The following is a 19,810-nucleotide window of genomic DNA, read 5'->3' as shown; positions in this document are numbered from 1 at the left end:
TCCTTCAATTTAAAAATTAGAATCTATTTTTATGTCAGGGCTCTACACCGAGACAAGGAACGTGCTGAGGAAGTATGGTGTGAGGCTTCGAAGGAGCCTCGGCCAGAACTACCTCATAGATGAGGTGAAAAGGCAGCGCATACTTGAATACGCTTCCCTCAGGGAGGATGACAGGGTCCTGGAGATAGGAGCGGGCATAGGGACCCTCACGCTTCCAATGGCAGAACTTGCAGGTCATGTGACCGCAATTGAGAGTGATCCCTTCATTGCAGGGATCCTGAAGGACCGGGTTCAGACGGATAACGTTGATGTGGTGGTCGGTGATGCCCTTAGAGTTGATTTCCCAGAATTCAACAAGGTAGTATCCAACCTCCCCTACCAGATATCCTCCCCCATAACCTTCAGGCTTCTGGAACATGACTTTGAACTCGCTGTTCTCATGTACCAGAAGGAATTTGCAAGGAGGATGGTTGCAGAGCCCGGTACACGGGATTATTCAAGGCTTTCTGTCATGGTGCACTTCCTTGCAGAGGTTGAAATAGTTGACTACCTGAAACCGGGCTGTTTCTTCCCCCGTCCCAAAGTTGAATCTGCAGTTGTAACCCTTAAACCTACGGGTTTCAGGCCACCGGCATTCCTCGAGGATGTATGCCGTGCACTCTTTCAGCACAGGAAGAAGAAAGCCTCAAAATCCCTTAGAGAATCATTCCATGAAATAAAGACTGATCTGAGCTTCCATGAAGTTCTGCAGAGTATTCCAGCTGAAATACTGGAGAAGAGGGTCTTTCAGCTGAGACCCGAGGAGATACTTGAAATAGCAGAGCACATAGAGGATCTTTCAGGGTCTTCCTGAACCTGGCCTTTATCAGCACATTCAGTAGAAAACTATAAATATTATGTAAACTATTTTTTACATGGTGATTGTTTTGATAATAGCAAGACCCCAATGGTTCGGTAGAAGAAAGTATGGTGGCTGGGGGGTCTCAATAAAAACCTGGCAGGGTGCAGTATACCTTGCATGCGTACTCATCCTCCTTGTTGGGATCCAGCTGCTCCCCCTCAACACCACCACAAGGATGTATGTGACAGGTGCCTGGCTTGCATTCCTCTTCCTGGACATGTTTGATGTTATGTGGAAGGTGAAAAGGGATGAGAGGGAATACCTCCATGAGGCCATAGCAGAAAGAAACGCCGCATGGGCCATGATGCCAGTGCTTGTAATTGGAGTATTCATAGAACTCATCTCAAGCTCCCTGCAGGGAAAGCCCCACGTAGACCCCTTCATTGTACTTGCACTCATTGCAGGTGTACTTGCAAAATCCGTGACAAACTACCGGCTGGAGAGGGAGAATTGAGGACACTCATAAGGGAACACAGGAAGGAACTCGGATTAACCCAGGAGGAACTCGCAGAGAGGGTTGGGGTGACAAGGCAGACCATAATAGCCCTTGAGAGGGGACGCTACAGCCCCTCCCTGATCCTTGCCCACAGAATCACAAGGGCCCTTGGAAGGGAGTATATCGAGGATGTCTTCATCCTTGATGAGGACGGTGAAGAATGAAATGATAAGATACGGTGAGATTAAAATAAGAACATGCAGAAACGTCTATGAGCCGGCAGAGGACACCTTCCTCCTTGCAGATAACCTGGATGTCATGGAAGGGGATAGTGTCCTTGAGATAGGTACCGGGACAGGACTTGTTGCCATAAAAGCATCAGAGAAGGGGGATGTGACTGCAACCGATGTGAATCCCGCCGCAGTTAAGTGCGCACAGGAGAATGCCATTATCAATGGAGTTAAAATCAGAATCCTCCATGGAGACCTCTTTGAGCCGGTTGAGGGTGAAAAATTTGACGTCATCCTCTTTAACACACCCTACCTTCCAGCCACAGAGGAGGATGCCACAGGGGATGTCCTGGACCTTGCCTGGAACGGGGGCCCCGACGGCAGGATGGTTATAGACAGGTTCCTTGACGAAGTTCCAGCACACCTGAAACCCAGAGGGAGGGTCCAGCTGGTGCAGTCTTCCCTCTCTGATACAGAGAAGACCCTCCAGAAACTGGCAGGTATGGGTTTTGATGCGTCCGTTACTGCAAGTGAGAGGTACTTCTTTGAGGAGATAGTCCTGATAACAGCCAGGATTTAAAGAATTTTATAACCACCATGAGCTGGTGTGTCATGTTTTTCCAGTTTTTTTAATCTCCCATCGATTTATGGCGAGTCCCCCATTTATATGCCTACTATGAAATTTTACTGTCGCTTCAAGTAATATGCTGTAGCTGATCCGTAATATATATATATGAGTTTTTTGTATAGAATTATTATCAGTTAATGGAGGTGTCCATGGTGAGAGGTTTTTATGTCCTGTTGCTGGTCGTGCTCCTCCTCGCGGTGTCTGTTAACTCTTCAGCCGCTGCAGACGACCCTGGAGTGGATGCTGAGGTCTGCGCAGACAACTCCACATGCTTTGATGTCCAGGATAACTCGGAGGTCCCTGATAATGTCACAGTGGATTTTGAGGGTGTGGTCCTCCAGACAAGGAACTACACCTGCGGACCCGCAGCACTCGCCACCCTCCTCCAGAGACTCGGAGTGAACACCACAGAGGATGAACTCGCAAGCCTTGCCGGAACAACCGAAGACGGGACCACCATGCAGGGCCTCCTGGAAGCCAGCAGGGCCAAGGGAGTGAACGCAACCGGCATGAAACTAAACATATCTGAACTCAGAGAAAACATGATCGCCTATACCATCAATGACGGCACGGGACACTACACCGTAATAAACGGAATCACCAATGACACGATCAAACTCGCAGATCCAAGCCTCGGGAACATCGAAATGAATATAGAAGAGTTTGCTGAGATTTATAGCGGATATGCACTGGTTATAAATGATCCTAATGATCCACAGGTCAACGAAACTACAGATCAAAGCAACAAGAATACAAACTCATCAGACTCCATAAATAACCTGACAGATACCGCCTCTGATGTGAAGGCAGACAATAGAACTCTGACTGATGAGGAAATGAAGAACATTAAAGGTAAAAAATGGAGGCATAAACATTGGCATCCATGGAAGTGGCGGTGTTCTTATCATTGGTGTGGTTGGTACCCTGTGCGTGTCCGTGCCTATTATGGATTCCATCTGGCCTCTTATACAGCCCAAATGGTGCGCTGTATTTTTACGCTGGATGCTGATGGCTTTGACTATTATTATGCTCGCTGTAAGACTTATAGTGATCGCTATATGGATTGGTATCGGCGCGTGGGATATAGGTATGCGGCATGAAGAGATTAAGTATGAAGAATATTATTAGTTATCACCTTCTTATTTTTTGTGAAGGCAAGAAGAAATAAGGTGTGAAGAATATGGATATCATTCGAGGGCATGTGAAAATGCAACGGGTATATGTCTTGTTAATTGGTTCGGCAGTACTTCTCATCCCCCTGATATTGGACGTGGCATTCCCTCTAGGATTGTCCCTTGTTATCCTGGCAGGGTTCTTTATTGCACATTTCAGTAAGAAGGAAGAAGAAGCAGTTAACATGATTATAACAGTGATTATAGCAGCCACAGTATCTTTACTCATAGGATTAATCAGACTCATACCAGAAATAGGATCAATAAGAATACCAGAATCAATGATCCACAATAGCCCTTGGATACTACTACTTCTAGTAGGATCCTTTTTCACCACCCTCATACTTATGACCATAGGAGCCATGATAAACGCCATGATAAACAAGATCATATCCTCCAGAACCAAACCAAAAGAAGCATAAAATGAATTCCAAGAAATCTACAGCGGCTACGCCCCCATATTCAACAATAAGACAACCATAGATACAAAGAATTAAACCATTGACTCAGTGACAACCAATGTACAAGCAGAAAACAGTAAAAACTTTAACCACTGAAGAAATGCAGAACATTAAAGGTAAAAACTGGAAGTACAGGCTAAATCAAAGGTTAAAGAGAGAAGGGAGATGGAACAGGAATACATGGTACAACCGAAGCTTTAACTGGTGGAGAGTCTACTATGGAGGTGCCTGGGTCTGTGTAGCACTAGGTTACACAAATCATCCCGTGGGTAAGCTGTTTGGTTTCTTAGGGACAGCTTATCTAGGCACCGTGGGAACAGCGCATCTTAAAGAGGGTTGGTGGACATATACCTGATATCTAATTTTATTTTTATGAAATAGGAGGAGTATTTATGGATATAAATGAAAAACAAGAAAAAAGAATAATGTTACTCCTGTCTGCAGTCTTTTTTGGGATTTTTTTATACATAGAATTTAATTTTTTCCAATACTCAGAGTTAAGATTGTTAATGTTCATGTTAATTGTACTAACTCTTTATGGATATGCCAGACTTCAAAGTATCTATGATACCCCCGGAAGAAGATTAAAACTTTTGTTTTACACAATAGCTCTGGCTTTATTATTTTATATAGTAATACTAACCCGGCAGCCACCGTTACTAAGAAATACCATGACTATAGTGACTATAGCAGCGTTAATTTTACTTGCATTTGATAAAAAAGAGAAGGTGAAATAGCCAACATAAAGTTATCAGCAGGAGATTAAACTTAACTAAATGAAAGTGTTGAACTTGCAGATCCAGCGGGGGAAAAAGATAGACAATTAACACCCCACAATTTCCAAGAGATTTACAGGTTACACTACTGTAATCAACCAATAACCATATAACATTCCGGCCGTGGACAGCGCAGCTCAAACCAGCACTGAAAACAACGAGGAAATGCAGAACATCAAGGGTAAAGGTGCAGATTATTCCTTCAAGATCGAAGTTTTTTCAACTCTTTGTCTTGGGTGTTTCCTTGGCCTTATATTCATCTTCATACGTGACATTAAGAAGAGAGTTCTGAAACCAGGAGACATCGGCTTGTTCATAGCAAACATGCTCATGCTCCTTTTAAGTATTCCTCAAACACATCTAATTGTCTGCTCTGCATGCACCTCTTAAAAAGCTTGAGACAAAAACCTCTGAAAAATTGAAGTGTTATTAAGATGCACAATATTATAACCCAACTTTAGGAAAGGAACCAGACATCACGGATGCTCTCACATGGAACAGTGAGAGACACATGTTACCCCGACCCAAAAATCAAACAATATGGGAGATCCCCAAGTGGATCCCTGATAAAACCAGGCCCCTACCATTTTTCAAGGATTTGAAAAATGAATTACAGGGCCTTTTAAACCATCCTATGGATCACGGAGCAGTATACCATCAAATACCATGACGGCATCCCCCTCCATGTAGGCCCCAAGTTCTGCGCCGTCCTGGTAGACATCTATTTTAAGTTCCCCTCCTGGAAGGTGCACCAGGACACTGTCATCCAGTTTTTCGAGTTTAACACCTGCAATTACACTGGCTGTGGCCCCGGTACCGCAGGCCATGGTGGGTCCGGCGCCCCTCTCCCATGTCACCATGATTATCTCAGAGGGGCTCACGACCTCAACAAAGTGGACATTTATCCTCTCAGGAAAGAGGGGATGGTTCTCTATTGCCGGTCCAAGCCTGTGAAGGTCCACCCCCCGTGCATCGTCAACGAATATTATGGCGTGGGGGTTCCCGACGCTTAGTGCTGTGAGCTTGATGTCCTCGCCCTCAACAGGGAGGAACCTGTCTATGAACTCATACTCCTCAACATCCATGGGTATCTGGTCTGTTTTGAAGGTGGCTGTACCCATATCAACCCTTGAGGAGACCACTGCACCATCCTCGACCTCCAGTTCCACGGTCTTGATACCTGCGAGGGTTTCCACCTCCAGTCTCCTCTTCCTCACTATGGCATTGTCATATACAAACTTTGAGAAGCACCTTATACCATTTCCGCACATCTCTGCCTCGCTTCCATCGGCATTGAATATCCTGAAGCGGATATCACCTTCACCGGATGGAGGCTGGACAAATATAACACCATCAGCGCCCACAGAGAATCCCCTGGTGCATACCTCCCTTACAAACTCTGGCTTCTCCTCCTCGGATATGCACTCCTGGGTGCTCTCATCTATAACCACGTAGTCATTTCCAAGTCCATGCATCTTGGAAAAGAGTATCATCTTCGTCATCAGATCTACCTCTTTAGAAGTCTTGCAGGTACATTCTGTCCCCTTAAGAGGTCAGAGAAGGTCTCCCTCTCCCTGACAACATCAACCTGACCCTCCCTCACAAGGACCTCGGCTGGTCTTGGCCTGGAGTTGTACTGGGAGGACATTGAGAAGGAGTAGGCCCCTGAGTTCATGATGGCCAGGACATCGCCCTCATTAATTTCAGGAAGCGGCCTGTCCCTTGCAAATAGGTCCCCTGATTCACACACGTTTCCAGCCACATCCATCTTCTCAGATGGCTCATCCAGAGGTCTTTCAGCCACAAGTATGTGGTGGTAGGATCCATACATGGCGGGCCTCAGGAGGGTGTTGAAGCCCGCGTCAACACCTGCAAATTTCCTGTAGCTCTCCTTTATGGTGTTGACCCTTGTGAGGAGGTAGGATGCATCCCCAACTATGTACCTGCCGGGTTCCAGGCACATCATGGGTCTTCCAAGACCGTACTCTGAGAGTTTATCCTTGAAGAGTCCTGTTATCTTTGATGCGAATTCATCGATATCCAGGGGTTCCTCCTCAGGTGTGTAGGGTATCCCGAGCCCACCCCCAAAGTCTATGAACTCGAATTCAACCCCTGTGTCCTCATGAACCCTTCCGGCTATGTCCATGAGGGTTTCAACGGCCAGCATGAAGGGCTCAGGGTCCAGTATACCTGAGCCTATATGAGCATGTATCCCCACAGGCTCAAATCCAAGGTCCATGGCCATCCTGTAGACCTCCGGGGCCTCCCTATCCATTATACCGAACTTGCTCATCTCTCCGCCGGTGATGCAGTGCTCGTGGTGCCCTGCCCCCACGAGGGGGTTCACCCTGAAGGATATCCTGAGACCCTCAGGGGCGATCTCTGAAAGCCGGAGGAGCTGTGACCTTGAATCCACGTTTATCCTGACACCTGAATCTACGGCGAACTGCAGTTCATCGTCCCTGACGTTGTTACCTGTGTAGAGTATCCTTTCAGGGTCAAAACCAGCCAGGAGGGCAGTGTAGATCTCTCCAGTGGATACCGCATCAATTCCGCTCCCCTCCTCCTCCAGTATCCTCATGACTGCAAGGTTGGTGTTGGCCTTGCAGGCGTAGAATATCTGGAAACGTGAATATTCACCTGAGAATGCCCTGTGGAGCCTCCGGTAGTTCTCCCTTATCCTCATCTCATCTATTACATACAGTGGGGTGCCGTATTCATCTGCAAGTTCAACTGCATCTGCACCGCCAATCACAAGATGTCCCTTATCGTTAACCTCAATATCAGGAAACATTAGTGGTGATCCTCCTAAATTTAATGATATGTAGACGAGGGGGTTCTAGTAACTCCCTAACTACTAAAGTTTAATCAAATCTTTATCCAAATGACAATATAAGTCCTTAGGGTGTGAAAATATGAAGCCGTTTATTCCAGTTGTAAGGGCCCTTATAAGGGGCGAGAATGGTGTTTTAATGCTCAGGAGGTCCAGAGAATCCGGCACAAACCCATCCCTCTGGGAGCTCCCGGGGGGTAAGGTGAGGGCAGGGGAAACACTTGATGAGGCCCTTTCAAGGGAGGTCCATGAGGAGACGGGTCTCATGGTCAGGCCCCTGCATCTTCTAGGGGCATATGAGCAGATGTTCCCCCAGAAGGTATCAGTGAATATAATATTCTCTGTGGAGGTCAAGGGGGGTGCCCTTGAGCTGAGCATGGAGCATGAGGACTTCTGCTGGTTCAGGTCAGGAGACCTTGAATTTTCTCCCTGGCTGAGTGAATTCAAAGGTGATAGGCCAGACCTCTTCAGGTGCGAGAAGCTGGAGCTATCAGAGATCTGAGATCACATGACCCAGTACATCCACAGCCGCATCAATCTCCTCCTTCTTTATTACCAGGGGCGGCACGATCCTTATGACGTTGCCGGCTGTGCAGTTTATCAGGACCCCCATCTCCCTTGCAGCGTCAACCAGCCCTGAACAGTCACCATCGATCTCAATTCCAATCATGAGGCCGACACCGCGTATCTCCCTGACGGCATCACATCCATGGAGGACCTGCCTGAGCCTTCCAAGGAAGTATGAACCCATCTTAGCTGCCCTCTCAGGTAGCTTCTCGTCCATCAAAACTTCGATGGTGGCTATGGCTGCAGCGCATCCCAGGGGGTTTCCCCCGAAGGTGGATCCATGGTCACCGGGTTCAAATGCCCTTGCAACCCTCTCATTTGCAAGTACAGCTCCTATTGGATAGCCGCCCCCCATGGCCTTTGCCACGGTTGTTATATCTGGCTCTATGCCAAATAACTGGGATGCAAACATTGCCCCGGTCCGTCCAAAGCCTGTCTGGACCTCATCGAGGATCAGGAGCACATCATTCTGCCTTGCAAGTTCCTGAACATCCTTCAGGTAGCCCTTGGGTGGGACTATGACTCCCCCCTCACCCTGCACAGGTTCCAGGATTATGGCTGCTGTTTCATCACCTATAGCATCCGCCATTGCCCCAATGTCGCCGTAGGGGACATGTTTAAAGCCTTCAGGCAGTGGTTTGAAGGGTTCGCTGTACTTCTTCTGACCAGTCGCAGTTACGGTTGCAAGCGTCCTTCCATGGAAGGAGTTCTCAGCTGCTATTATCTCAGATTTGCCCGTGAACTTCCTTGCAAGTTTTATGGCCCCCTCGTTGGCCTCTGCACCACTGTTTGCAAAGAAAACCCTGTCATGTGGGGATATGGCCGTTAGAAGCTTTGCGAGTTCAACCTGCTCCCGGGTATAGTAAATGTTGGATGAATGGATGAGCCTCTGGGCCTGGTGGCAGATGGCGAGGGCGACCTTCGGGTGGGCGTGGCCGATACTGTTAACAGCGACCCCTGCAAAGCAGTCTATGTAGGAGTTGCCCTCAATGTCCCATACAGTTGCCCCCTTTCCATGGGACAGTACAATGGGCTGCCTTGTATATGTCTGCATGATGAATTTACCTTCAAGTTCAATTATTTCCTCTGAATCCATGATATCACCAAAAATTTATAATGGGGAACTGTATTAATGTTGAACCTAAACTGATAATAAATATTTATGTTAAGGTGGTTAAATGAAAAGGGCTGTTATTGAAACCGTTAAGGGTGAGATAGAGCTGATCCTCTTTGAGGAGGATGCCCCAAACACGGTTGCAAACTTTGAAAAGCTTTCAAACAGTGGATTCTATGATGGACTAACCTTCCACAGGGTCATACCCGACTTCGTGATCCAGGGTGGGTGTCCGGTGGGCGATGGGACAGGTGGCCCCGGTTACACCATAAAGTGCGAGATAAATCCAAACAGGCACGTTAAGGGGGCCCTCTCAATGGCACATGCAGGGAGAGACACCGGCGGCAGCCAGTTCTTCATAACATTATCACCCCAGCCCCACCTTGATGGTGTCCACACCGTCTTCGGGAGGGTTGTAAGGGGTATGGATGTTGTGGAATCCATAGAAAGGGGAGACCAGATGCTAAAGGTCAGGGTCTACGACGAATGAATCGTTCCCTGATATCACTCAAGGGGGATTTCGCCCCTCCAGAACCTCCTGAGGACCCCTGCATAGTGTTCTGCAATTTCCTCTGCTATTCTGAGGTGGTTTTCATCGTAGTTTTCTGGTGGATCGGCTGCGACTATCTGGCCGAGTATTCCCTCTGAATCCTTAACAGCCACTGAAAGGAACTTTGAAACCCTCCTGTGCCCATCAGGTATGCCATGGGCTGCCGGGTGCCTGGCAGGGTCGTTTGTGAAGAATGATTCCCCGGTGTCAAGGGAGTAGCCGAGGAGGCCCCCGTACCTGCCGCTGGCTGGAAGTTTAAAGCGTGCCTCCCCCATCTCCTCGTAGTGTCTGCAGTATTCTGTGAGGTGGGAGAATTTTATGCCGACACTGTCCCTGTTCTCGGGGTCAACATAGGCAACGTAGCAGTAACTGCTCCCAGTCCTCCTCTTTATTTCATCAAAAACAATATCTGAGGCTTCCCTTACCGATGCTGCAGACTCAATCCTTTCCTTAAGATCCATTACTATTCCTCCATTTCCTTTATCTCCCTGTAGAGGTGGTGCCTGGGCCCTATCCTCCCAAGCACCCTACCCTCAATTTCATGTATGGGGTGTGCTCCCTGATCTGTTATGATCCTCACTCCCTCAATTCTTTCAACCCTAAGGACATTGGGTCCCAGCAGGACCTCATGGCCTATCCTGATCCCGGATACACTGTCCCGGACAACCAGGTACTCCTGGCGCCTCCTGATTATCTTCAGGTCCCCGGTGCACTCCCTGTCCCTCATCCTCAGGAGCACAAGATCAAGTCGATCCTTCCCAAGGGTTTCGGCCAGGTGGGCCCTGAGTTCCTCCTCAAGGGCTGATCGGAGCCTTATCCATGCATCTGCCTCACGGCACCCTATATTCTCCCTTGTGGACCTCTGGGGGCACTTCCAGCAGTACCTTTCATCGAGGGCCCTCCTCAGGTCCTCAAAGGATTTCCTTGCGGTTCCTTTGAATCTGGCAATTATCTGCTTCATCTGGCTCCTTGCCATATAATTCCCCACCATCCAGCAGGCTGTATGCAATGCTTACCTGAGCCTCTCAAGCAACCCGGATCTTCTGGCATGGTTGAAAAGATAGAGCTGCACATAGCCAGCCATCTCACCGTACTCCCTCTGGGCGAATTCCACCATCGACCTGTCATTGAAGTTCCTGCCAGGGTAGACGTGGTTCATGATCCTCCTGATCCATACATCCACCGGGAAGGCCTCTGTCTTCCTGAAGCCATAGAGTAGTATGCAGTCAGCGACCTTGGGGCCCACACCCGGGAGTTCAAGGAGGAGCTCCCTTGCATCATAATAGTCCATCCCATCGATACTGCTGATATCCATCTCCTCTGCGAGTATCCTTGATGTCTCCCTGATGTATGGTGCCCTGTAGCCGACACCACAGGATCTGAGGCCACTGAACCTGAAGTCAGAGGGGAGGTTATCCTCAGACCTCTGGAGGTCCTCAAGGGAGTCCTCAGCCACGCCTGCCAGTACATGGGGGGATGGGAAGGTGTGGAAGGTCTCACCATTGAAGGTGTGGGCCTCTCCCCAGAGCCTCCTTATGTCCTCTATGGACCTTGTCCATCTCACAACCGAGCAGTTTGCTGATGCTATTGAGGATATCACACACTCAAATGGGTCCTTTGCAAGGAACAGCCGCAGCCCCCTTGATGATTCAAGCGTGTATGATAAATTTTTATCCTCGAGGAATGTGTAGAAATCTTCAATATCAAATTTCAGGTCGAATATGTACTCAATCTTTTCCCTGAGAGGCCTCTGAGGTACATCCACGTAGGGTCTGACCCTGAGCATTTCAGCCTCATCCCTGACCTCAACCGGGCAGGGCCTCCCCTCGATGATGAGAAGTTCCCTGAAGGCGCCCTCAACCTCCCTCCAGGGTGGCTGGGAGGTCTGGCCGCTCCTCTGGGTCATCTCAAGGTCAAAGTCCCCAACATATATCCTCATTGATCCCCCCCCTTACACTACAGTCTTATGGGGACTCCCCTTGCTCTGAGGTACTCCTTCACCACAGGTACAGGGTATTCATTGAAGTGGAATATGCTTGCAGCAAGTGCAGCGTCTGCCATTCCATCCGTGAATGCCTCATAGATGTGTTCAGGTTCCCCTACACCCCCTGATGCGATCACAGGTATGTCAAGGTTCTCGCTCATGGTCCTTGTGAGGGGAATGTCGTAGCCCATCTTTGTACCGTCACGGTCCATTGATGTGAGTAGAATCTCACCTGCACCTCGATCCTGGCATTCCATTGCCCAGTTCACCGCGTCAATACCTGTGAATTCCCTTCCACCGTAGATGCTGCACTCGTACCAGCAGTATCCGTCATCAACCTCTATTATGAACCTTTCATCTGATTCTCTGGGGTTTTCGATGTACCTCCTCTTGGCGTCTATCGCAACGACGCACGCCTGGGACCCCACCAGGTCTGAGGCCTCATTGATGAGTTCCGGGTTCTTTATTGCGGCTGTATTGGTGGAGCACTTGTCCGCCCCTGCCTTCAGCATCTTGACGTAGTCCTCTGGTTCCCTTATACCTCCACCGACACATATTGGTACAAAGACGTTCTCTGTGGTGGCCTCTATCACATGGGTCATGGTCTCCCGTCTCTCATGTGATGCCGTGATGTCAAGGAACACTATCTCATCGGCTCCATCCTCATAGTACCTTGTCGCGAGTTCAACTGGGTCCCCTGCGTATCTTATCTGTTTGAATTCAACTCCCTTCACGACCCGGCCATTTGGAACCTGGAGGTCACAGTCAAGGCATGGTATTATCCTCTTTGCAAGCATTTCAATCGCCATCAACAACTCTGAGGTGTCCGAATCTACGGTGCATATTTATCACGTGAATCCTTATATCAGCATGCTCATATTCTTAATTAAGGGGCATTTCCTATAAAGCTGTCTGCTGTCCCTGTTTTTAGGTCTTCATCTAGATGAGAAAATATTTAAATGGTTAACTTTAAATAGAGATGTGTGTAGGGGGCCCGTAGTCTAGCCTGGAATATGACGTGGGACTTCGGATCCCAAGGTCGGGGGTTCAAATCCCCCCGGGTCCGCTTTTTTTATTAACCTTTAAAACAGGGGATGCAGACGATTCTGCCATTCTTTATTCTTGCACGGTGCTCTGAGACGGGTTCACCGCATTCTGCACATATGACTGATCCATATATCCTTGCCTCCTCGGGGGGTTTCTCTGAAACATTCCTGACCTCAAATAGTTCATGTGGATCCATTTCAAGTATCTTCCCTGTCATTTCAGCCCTGTCTGTAACCCCAAGTTCCTTCATGAGCTGATTCATTGGTTTTTTAAGTGATACCCTGATTCCATGACCTGTTTTCCTGTTGAAGAATGTGTAAACATGTTTCCCGTAGTCCCTGAATATCAGGTTGCCCTTTCCAAAGGTGCATCCTGTCATGAACTGGATGGCGTCGATGCTGCAGCTATCATTCTCAACAACCGCCACTATTTCCTCATCCTCTGACCTTCCGAATCTCTCAGCTACGATCTCACCGACCTTGTATCCGATGGCCGTCCCTGCACAGGAGTGACCGTGGAATCCAACTATATCCTCATAATCCATAACTATCACCACCCTATCTCTGGATTACGATTCAGATATAGGTGATGGCGGTAAAGCATGTTTTGTATTATTACCTTTCATTAAATCAACAGAAAAAATGTAATAATATATCTTTATATTGTAAGAATTAGTTAATACGAGACAAATTAGAGGGAGGTGAAATGGATGAGGAGATTATTCATTGTCTCAGTTCTGTTCCTTCTGGCCATGCTTACGGGTTCAGTGGCAGCTGCAGACAACGCAACCTGCGAGGTTGGTGTCCTTGTCAGCTGCCAGTACAGCGATGACAACGGTAGGATCAATCCGACCCTCGAGATCACGGATTCCGGTACAGGCATAGAATACAACAGGACCTACGACCCCTCCAGTGGTTATACAAAGCTGATATTCCAGCATTCAAACATAAGTGCAGCGAACCTCACACTGACTGTGAGGGCGCCAGGCTACGTTACCGTAGAGAGAAGGTTAAACCTCAAACCGAATCCCATGGACCCCCAGGATAGAAGGTACTATGCAAGCATAAACCTCTTGCTAAATGCAACTGAACCATACAGGATCGGTAGAGAGGTGACAGATAAAGCAGATAAACTCCTGAACTTCACCGGCAAGAAGAGGTCCTTATTATAACAACAGCTGGCCTTGTGAAGTACCGTAATATGACTACAGAGGACGTCATAGAAGGAATACTTAACAGGGGCGGTGGCCTGATAAGCTACGGCAGGGCGAACCTGCTTACCCTTCGAAGAACAGCTAAAGACCCACTGTGCACGGCGTTCATAGTGAAAAATGGTAGAAACCTTCTCATGGCATTCTACAGGAACACCACACTTGTGTACCTTGGAACGGTGTCCCAGAACATGACCCCTGCCCAGTGGAACAATCTCACATCAAAGCTGGGGGATGACGCTTTCCCCTTCGCAAGCCTTGCAAACGCGTGGGCCGTCGGGGCACCAGCAGATCTGCTCAAACAGGCCGCATTCCATGGACACATGTGCCTGGGTACCATTAGTGGATATGCCATGAGCAAAACCATCTACATGTACTATCCGTCCATTCAGGACTGGTCAACCGGTTCACCAATAGAGATCACCAACTATGTCACAGTAGGTGTTCCAGGTGGTTCAGATGATGACGCCCTCATACTTGCACTCGATAACACCCCCGGGAAGAGGTCATACCTCGGCTTCGATACAACCGGTGCCGGTGCAGAGGAGAGTATGGGGGCTTCATAAGGTGGAACTCAAGGACAAACACCGGTACCCTTGTGGTCATGAAGTTTGACCAGCAGGCACTCATAGATACCTACAAAAGGGAGACAGGAGTATCGGCGGTTCAGGAACTCAAATTCAATGCCTGGCTCGTTAAAAAGGTCACAGTGGACTCTGCCTCAATTGTAACAATCGTTAAGGAACTCGACAACCTGACAGCCGACCAGTACTACTACTGGCAGGAAGGGAGGTCAACTACAAGCAGGTTAATGAGACCCATGGACTGGATATGAACTACATAAACAGCCTCAATCTACCAAACGCCACCAGGGCAAATGTGAATGCAACATGGAATCCTGTGAGCTATGCTGAGATCCGTGAGATAGGTAAAAGGGCGGCTGAGATGGCTAAGGAGATATTCCTGGCTGAAAGAGGAATAAAGCTTGAAAGGGATGACCTCAATTTAGCGGTCCTCACATCAGCCGGTTACGTCTACCTCAACGGAACTCCGACCGATGGCTGCTACGACGGAATATTCAGCGTTCTTGGTTCAAGGCTCAGCATGAAAAACCTTCTACCAGCCCACAACCCATTCTACAAACCATTATGGTTCACCTTCGTCTTGAAGGGTGCTGATGGAAAAAACACTGGAGGCCGTGCATATAACCTACAATCCACTGACAGGTGAACTAATTGCCGGAGCAACACCCGGTGGTTTCAGGGTTAATGACATAGGCCCCCGCAGCCCTCAATAATTCGACACGTGATAGCGCCAATTCAAGGATATTCGGTAGTTCCTACTTCAGCATTGAGAGCATAGCCAATGCATGGAAGTACAGTATACCCTATGAGCAGCTGGTAACCTTCCTGTTCCACAACCATGTCTGTCCAGGTGTGCAGCCCGGATTCTTCATCACAGAGTATGCCCTTGAGAACTATCCCCTTGCAGCCGGCCAGCAGTATCAGTGGTTCGGGACCAGAATATACTGCAAGGATGACGCCCTCCTGTACCTCATGGGTGTGAGCCCCGGTACAGGGACCTACTTCGCCAAGAGGGTCCTCCAGGATGAACTCGAATCCCCGATGGTGCCCGGTGGAAGTGAAGAGGGAATACTCATAGTCTGGGATCCAGTTAAGAAGGTTGGTAAGGCTGTGATGATAAGCTTCAAATGGCCAGAGTTCGACCTCAGTGACTGCACCACAAGAAACGCCATGTTCGAGAAGTGGGCTGCTGGCTTCATAATGCTCTGCAGTGGCAAAACACCGTCATATATGACATCCCCAATGGTCCTCACAAAGGAGGTTGAGAAGTGGATAACCGAGGATGAACTCAGGGTGATACAGAGCGGTGCAAACGGTAACCCCCTTGCATACCTGCGTTCAATACCGGCGAGAAACCCTGAAGACCTCATACCGGTGAACAACGGTGGATCACAGAATGGAAACCAGGGCGGTGTTCCTGGTGGTGTTCATGGTGGCTCAAACGGCGGTTCAACCGGTGGTTCATCTGTTACAGGACATGGCGGTCACTCCCCTGGTTTTGAGGCTGCTGCTTCACCGGCCGATGTGAGTGCTGCATCTTCAGTGTCAGAGGAGCCTGCATCAACCCCTGCAAGGGCCTATGAGGTTAAGAATGCTACATCAGGTGCCAGTGGCGGTGACTCCTCATGGTACGTCTATGGTATCGTGGGCGTCCTTGTTGCTGCTGGTCTTGTGGCCTTTGGATTCCTCAGGGGCGGAGCAGGAAAATAATCCCCAATTTTTATTTTTTTAGCTGATATGGTTAAACTCTGCATGGAACTGATTCTTAAAGAATTCTCATGGATGCACAGATAAACTGCATCAGGTTTTATCTGCTGATAAGCTTCAGAGACGTCCTAGTCATTGACTATGGCTTCCTTGAAGAATTCTGGTAATAGTGAACGGTAAAGGGGGCTTCTGAATATCATCTCTATGTTACCATCAAGGATGTAGGTGTAGCAGGAGTCATCATGGGCCCTCATTCCGCGCCCATAGGCCTGCATGAGGGTCATTATGGTCTTGTAGGCGTACCACCTCTGATCCATCCTCTGCCTCCTGTTAACCTGCTTATCACCCAGGTAGGGGAATGGTATCTTGTAGATCACCTGGAAGCGGCACTTGTCATAGGGCAGATCAACACCCTCACTCATGGATGGACTTACAAGTACCAGTGGGTCCCTGGACTCCTCAAAGTACCTCAGCACAGCCTCCCTGTTGGATGCCTTATGATCAATGAGCCTACTGCTGGGTATATTATCCATTATGAACCGCTGGCAGCGATAGTTGTGGGTGTGGATAAGTCCCTTATCGTTTTTATGCCTCTCAAGTATCCTGTTAAGGATGGGTATTGTCTCAGGGGCCGTGTGCCTTATCCTGTTGCGGGACATCTTCCCTGCGATCTTCAGTTCTATGGGTCTCCTGGATGCTGGGAATGGACTGTCAACCCTTACAAAGTATGCCTCCCCCGGATTTATCCCTAACCACTGGCAGAAGAGCCTCTCACTGAGTATGGTTGCGCTCATGAATAGGCGGACCTCAGAGTAGGAGAATAGCCTGTCATGTGCATAGTGATGTACCCTGAGGGGTTTGAAGGAGACTGAGTCATCATCGGCGTCGATGACCCAGTTCTTTGGTTCATCCTCCAGGCTCATCCTGAGCTCTGAGAGCCTCTTTATGGTCCTCTTTATCCTGTCCCTCCTCCTTCTTGACATTGAATCCAGTTCAAGGTCACTGTAGTGGTCCGCTATTGCCTCAATCTGGAGAACCCATTCTGCCGGGTCATCCTCCCTCAGCATCGATGGGGGTATTGTCCTTTTGATATCCTTGCTGAGGCGTTTGTTTGATATGGTCACCTCGAGCCTCTTCATGAGCTTGTCCTCAATGTTGTGGGCCTCATCCAGTATCATGAGGTTTCTCCTGTCAAAGTGGCCCACATAGTTGAGTTCAAGGAAGGCGTAGTCATAGTTCATGAGGGTTATGGGACTGTTTATGGCCTCAGCCTTCTGTTCCCAGTACTGGCAGTGCTCATCGGTCTTGAAGAATACACTGTTACCATAGGAGTCCTGGAATGCCTCCTCCCCCAGGAGTGTCTCACCCCTCACAACACCGTAGGGGCACTGGAACTTATCTGATGAGGGCAGTGTCTGGCATGTTCCCATGTCACAGGTTGATTCCAGGTTGTCGTTGAGGCAGAAGAAGTTATTCCTTCCCTTGACGACGGGGAACCCGAATTCCCTAGCATACTGGTCCTGGAGCTGTTTGGTCATGGTGAGGATGTATGCTGGCTGGTAGATACCTGCAAGGGTGCAGGCTATTGCTGATTTACCTGTCCCTGTGCCTGCCTCAAGTATAACGTGCCTGTAACCTTCCTCGATTGCCTGGTAGATGTCATTTATTATGTCAAGCTGTCCCGGTCTTGGCTGTGGAAATGGGAAGTTCTCTATGATTTCATGGGGTATGTGGGGGTACCTCCTCTTTAGGTCCTCGTTGAGGGTATCTGATTTCTCAGGAGGCTTTATGATGTTCCTGAAGAATGATAGTCTGCCCTTACCCCTGCATGTGCAGTTATCCCTCATCATTCCACAGTCGGGACAGAAGAGTGGGTTTTCCATGGACCTATTTAAGGGGGTGGAAGTATATAAGTTTAGAGAGTGTCACAGAAAAATAATGATTTATAAGGGCGAGGGTCTGGACATTTTCAGTAACAACAACCAGACCCCTATCATCTCTACAGAGTATTAAAGGTGTTCTAATGCATGGAAAACTCATTGGTGTGGGTGTGGGTCCAGGGGACAGCGAACTTCTGACCCTCAGGGCTGTGAATGTACTCAGATCTGTCCCGGTTATATGCGCACCCCGTTCATCATCAGAGAGGGAGAGCATAGCCCTATCAATAGTTGAGGATATCCTCGCTGAACGCATGGATGACTGCAGAATAATTGACCCGGTCTTTCCGATGACCGATGACAGGGATGAACTTGAAAGTCACTGGGATGCTGCGGCCAGAATGGTTGCAGCTGAACTTGGGGATGGCAGGGATGTGGCCTTCATAACACTGGGGGATCCATCCATCTACAGTACCTTCAGTTACCTGCAGCGTCGCATTGAGGATATGGGCTTTGAGACCGAGATGGTGCCGGGGGTCACCTCCTTCACGGCATGTGCAGCCGCTGCTGGTAAAACACTCGTTGAGGGTGATGAGATCCTCCTTGTGGTACCCAGGGTTGATGATCGCTTTGAGAGGGTGCTTGAGGATGTTGATGCCTGTGTTATCATGAAGACGTCACGCCATGGAAGGAGGGCCATGGAGGTTGTTGAGTCTGATCCCCGTGGGAAGGATGTTGTATCGGTGGCCAACTGCAGCATGGATGATGAGGTTGTTGAGAGGGGATTTGCCTCCGGTGGAGGGTACCTTGCAACAACCATTGTGAGGTTCAGGGAGTAATCCTGAAGGAACACCTCTGTATAGAAACCAAAAAAATCAGCTTTCAGGAACAATCCTGAAGGAGCACCTCCCATCACCACGGGCATAACACTCAGTCTCCTCCACAAGGACCTCTCCTTTGAAGTAATGGCTGAATACGGCCTCAAGTATCCCTGAATCCAGGGCACATGCAGATTCACCTATCTGGGGCAGAAGTCCGCACTCAAAGCAGTCGTAGGCTCTTATCACAAGGGGTTCGGTGCTCTCAACCTCAAGGACTCCGAGGCGGTTTATCATCCAGAACCTCCTCAGATTTTCAAGAAGATCCTCAAGGTCCTCTGAGGCTATCCCCTGGTAGATTACCTGCCCAATTCTTCTCCCTGCCTCATGGAGGACAGGGTCGATGTTGATACCCTCCTTTATGAGTTCAACCCTGAGGACATGGAACATCAGTCTGAAGAACTCGAGGGGGTCGCCTCTTCCTGTGAGGTGTTCTGCAAGGAACTCTGTTTTTTGCTCATCCAGTTCATCCATCCTGTTCCTTGTGAGCTTACCAAGGTACCTTGAGTTTATTCCGAAGCGCTTTCTTCTCCTGTCTTCAGGGTCCGGCATCTCAACTATAAGGCCCATCCTCCTGAGGTCAGAGAGGTGTTTCGATACCGTGGACTTTGATCTGCCTGTGATCCTGACTATATCCTGGAAGCTGAGTTCCCCCTTTTTAAGTTCAGAGAGTATGAGCGACTTAACAGGGCTTTCTATTACCTCGATTCCGGTCTCGGTTGAGAATATTGTGAAATTATGCCTCCTCTTCATTGACCCATCCTATGTCTGAAGTAGTATATTACCGTTTCAATACCATGAAACAGAAAAAATTATATAGAAGTTTGTATAGTATAGTACATTCGATGATATACG

27 protein-coding genes and 1 tRNA gene are annotated in these 19,810 nt (G+C 48.7%); 18 read left to right on the top strand and 10 right to left on the bottom strand.

Annotation, left to right across the window (positions count from 1 at the left end):
- Positions 1–31: 31 nt before the first annotated feature.
- From rsmA to DNK57_RS04555, 9 genes are all read left to right on the top strand, one after another.
- Complete coding sequence (gene rsmA, locus DNK57_RS04595; RefSeq protein WP_192961878.1) at positions 32–853, top strand: 16S rRNA (adenine(1518)-N(6)/adenine(1519)-N(6))-dimethyltransferase RsmA; 822 nt, start codon at positions 32–34, stop codon at positions 851–853.
- A gap of 64 nt (positions 854–917) precedes the next feature.
- Complete coding sequence (locus DNK57_RS04590; RefSeq protein WP_192962298.1) at positions 918–1,355, top strand: hypothetical protein; 438 nt, start codon at positions 918–920, stop codon at positions 1,353–1,355.
- On the top strand, positions 1,352–1,561 hold the full coding sequence (locus DNK57_RS04585) for a helix-turn-helix transcriptional regulator (protein ID WP_192961877.1): 210 nt from the start codon (positions 1,352–1,354) through the stop codon (positions 1,559–1,561). Before DNK57_RS04590 ends, DNK57_RS04585 begins: the two co-directional genes overlap by 4 nt.
- Before the next feature lies 1 nt (position 1,562).
- A complete protein-coding gene (locus DNK57_RS04580) occupies positions 1,563–2,147 on the top strand; it encodes a HemK2/MTQ2 family protein methyltransferase (protein ID WP_192961876.1) in 585 nt (194 codons plus the stop codon).
- 197 nt (positions 2,148–2,344) lie between these two features.
- Entirely contained in the window at positions 2,345–3,295 is a 951-nt protein-coding gene (locus DNK57_RS04575) for a C39 family peptidase (RefSeq protein WP_226891068.1), read from the top strand.
- Between the two features lie 80 nt (positions 3,296–3,375).
- The gene (locus DNK57_RS04570) at positions 3,376–3,789 is read left to right on the top strand and encodes a hypothetical protein (protein WP_226891067.1); all 414 of its coding nucleotides are present in this window, start codon (positions 3,376–3,378) and stop codon (positions 3,787–3,789) included.
- 97 nt (positions 3,790–3,886) lie between these two features.
- Positions 3,887–4,183 (top strand): hypothetical protein, encoded by a 297-nt coding sequence (locus DNK57_RS04565; protein ID WP_192961874.1) that lies wholly within the window; start codon positions 3,887–3,889, stop codon positions 4,181–4,183.
- Positions 4,184–4,220: 37 nt separating this feature from the next.
- Positions 4,221–4,565 carry a hypothetical protein gene (locus tag DNK57_RS04560; RefSeq protein ID WP_192961873.1) on the top strand — a complete coding sequence of 115 codons (345 nt, stop codon included), beginning with the start codon at positions 4,221–4,223 and terminating at the stop codon, positions 4,563–4,565.
- A gap of 162 nt (positions 4,566–4,727) precedes the next feature.
- A complete protein-coding gene (locus DNK57_RS04555; protein WP_192961872.1) occupies positions 4,728–4,994 on the top strand; it encodes a hypothetical protein in 267 nt (88 codons plus the stop codon).
- A 242-nt stretch (positions 4,995–5,236) separates the two neighbouring features.
- Here the strand turns inward: DNK57_RS04555 and dapF are convergent, their stop codons facing one another.
- A complete protein-coding gene (dapF, locus tag DNK57_RS04550) occupies positions 5,237–6,106 on the bottom strand; it encodes a diaminopimelate epimerase (RefSeq protein WP_192961871.1) in 870 nt (289 codons plus the stop codon).
- 5 nt (positions 6,107–6,111) lie between these two features.
- Complete coding sequence (gene lysA, locus DNK57_RS04545) at positions 6,112–7,398, bottom strand: diaminopimelate decarboxylase (RefSeq protein WP_192961870.1); 1,287 nt, start codon at positions 7,396–7,398, stop codon at positions 6,112–6,114.
- 121 nt (positions 7,399–7,519) lie between these two features.
- Here lysA and DNK57_RS04540 point away from each other — a divergent pair, with 121 nt between their 5' ends.
- A complete protein-coding gene (locus tag DNK57_RS04540) occupies positions 7,520–7,939 on the top strand; it encodes an NUDIX domain-containing protein (protein ID WP_192961869.1) in 420 nt (139 codons plus the stop codon).
- Here DNK57_RS04540 and DNK57_RS04535 read toward each other — a convergent pair.
- Positions 7,928–9,100 carry an acetylornithine transaminase gene (locus DNK57_RS04535; protein ID WP_192961868.1) on the bottom strand — a complete coding sequence of 391 codons (1,173 nt, stop codon included), beginning with the start codon at positions 9,098–9,100 and terminating at the stop codon, positions 7,928–7,930. The two genes, DNK57_RS04540 and DNK57_RS04535, sit on opposite strands and share 12 nt — an antisense overlap.
- Before the next feature lie 82 nt (positions 9,101–9,182).
- Between DNK57_RS04535 and DNK57_RS04530 the strand changes: the two genes are divergently transcribed.
- Complete coding sequence (locus DNK57_RS04530) at positions 9,183–9,608, top strand: peptidylprolyl isomerase (protein WP_192961867.1); 426 nt, start codon at positions 9,183–9,185, stop codon at positions 9,606–9,608.
- Between the two features lie 14 nt (positions 9,609–9,622).
- On the opposite strand, the gene DNK57_RS04525 is transcribed toward DNK57_RS04530, so the two are convergent.
- From DNK57_RS04525 to hisF, 4 genes are read right to left on the bottom strand one after another with little or no spacing between them, the layout of a single operon-like run.
- A complete protein-coding gene (locus tag DNK57_RS04525; protein WP_192961866.1) occupies positions 9,623–10,129 on the bottom strand; it encodes a GAF domain-containing protein in 507 nt (168 codons plus the stop codon).
- 2 nt (positions 10,130–10,131) lie between these two features.
- Positions 10,132–10,644, bottom strand: a complete 513-nt coding sequence (locus tag DNK57_RS04520; RefSeq protein ID WP_192961865.1) for a hypothetical protein — start codon at positions 10,642–10,644, stop codon at positions 10,132–10,134.
- 36 nt (positions 10,645–10,680) lie between these two features.
- Entirely contained in the window at positions 10,681–11,607 is a 927-nt protein-coding gene (locus DNK57_RS04515; RefSeq protein ID WP_192961864.1) for a DNA glycosylase, read from the bottom strand.
- 17 nt (positions 11,608–11,624) lie between these two features.
- Positions 11,625–12,449 (bottom strand): imidazole glycerol phosphate synthase subunit HisF, encoded by an 825-nt coding sequence (gene hisF, locus DNK57_RS04510; RefSeq protein ID WP_192962296.1) that lies wholly within the window; start codon positions 12,447–12,449, stop codon positions 11,625–11,627.
- A gap of 193 nt (positions 12,450–12,642) precedes the next feature.
- Here hisF and DNK57_RS04505 point away from each other — a divergent pair.
- Positions 12,643–12,718 (top strand) — tRNA-Arg (locus DNK57_RS04505).
- Positions 12,719–12,727: 9 nt separating this feature from the next.
- On the opposite strand, the gene DNK57_RS04500 is transcribed toward DNK57_RS04505, so the two are convergent.
- Entirely contained in the window at positions 12,728–13,243 is a 516-nt protein-coding gene (locus DNK57_RS04500; protein WP_192961863.1) for an FmdE family protein, read from the bottom strand.
- 165 nt (positions 13,244–13,408) lie between these two features.
- Between DNK57_RS04500 and DNK57_RS09085 the strand changes: the two genes are divergently transcribed.
- The 5 genes from DNK57_RS09085 (at position 13,409) to DNK57_RS09065 (ending at position 16,203) form a co-directional block, all read left to right on the top strand.
- Positions 13,409–13,870 (top strand): hypothetical protein, encoded by a 462-nt coding sequence (locus DNK57_RS09085; RefSeq protein WP_226891066.1) that lies wholly within the window; start codon positions 13,409–13,411, stop codon positions 13,868–13,870.
- A gap of 14 nt (positions 13,871–13,884) precedes the next feature.
- Positions 13,885–14,475 (top strand): FmdE family protein, encoded by a 591-nt coding sequence (locus DNK57_RS09320; protein WP_320056868.1) that lies wholly within the window; start codon positions 13,885–13,887, stop codon positions 14,473–14,475.
- Between the two features lie 38 nt (positions 14,476–14,513).
- Complete coding sequence (locus DNK57_RS09075; protein ID WP_226891065.1) at positions 14,514–14,744, top strand: hypothetical protein; 231 nt, start codon at positions 14,514–14,516, stop codon at positions 14,742–14,744.
- A complete protein-coding gene (locus DNK57_RS09070; protein WP_226891064.1) occupies positions 14,741–15,139 on the top strand; it encodes a hypothetical protein in 399 nt (132 codons plus the stop codon). Before DNK57_RS09075 ends, DNK57_RS09070 begins: the two co-directional genes overlap by 4 nt.
- 206 nt (positions 15,140–15,345) lie before the next feature.
- Positions 15,346–16,203: an FmdE family protein gene (locus DNK57_RS09065; protein ID WP_320056867.1), complete on the top strand. Its 858-nt coding sequence runs from the start codon at positions 15,346–15,348 to the stop codon at positions 16,201–16,203.
- Positions 16,204–16,328: 125 nt separating this feature from the next.
- Here the strand turns inward: DNK57_RS09065 and DNK57_RS04490 are convergent, their stop codons facing one another.
- Positions 16,329–18,083, bottom strand: coding sequence for a helicase C-terminal domain-containing protein (locus DNK57_RS04490; RefSeq protein WP_192961862.1), 1,755 nt, complete (start codon positions 18,081–18,083; stop codon positions 16,329–16,331).
- Positions 18,084–18,223: 140 nt separating this feature from the next.
- Here DNK57_RS04490 and cobI point away from each other — a divergent pair, with 140 nt between their 5' ends.
- Positions 18,224–18,916, top strand: coding sequence for a precorrin-2 C(20)-methyltransferase (gene cobI, locus DNK57_RS04485; RefSeq protein ID WP_192961861.1), 693 nt, complete (start codon positions 18,224–18,226; stop codon positions 18,914–18,916).
- Between the two features lie 36 nt (positions 18,917–18,952).
- Here the strand turns inward: cobI and DNK57_RS04480 are convergent, their stop codons facing one another.
- Positions 18,953–19,708 carry a V4R domain-containing protein gene (locus DNK57_RS04480; protein ID WP_192961860.1) on the bottom strand — a complete coding sequence of 252 codons (756 nt, stop codon included), beginning with the start codon at positions 19,706–19,708 and terminating at the stop codon, positions 18,953–18,955.
- Positions 19,709–19,810 lie beyond the last annotated feature (102 nt).

This window comes from Methanothermobacter thermautotrophicus (assembly GCF_014889545.1).
Lineage (GTDB): Archaea > Methanobacteriota > Methanobacteria > Methanobacteriales > Methanothermobacteraceae > Methanothermobacter > Methanothermobacter thermautotrophicus_A.
The sequence above is the reverse complement of the archived record's forward strand: the minus strand, read 5'-3'. Positions and strand labels throughout refer to the sequence as shown.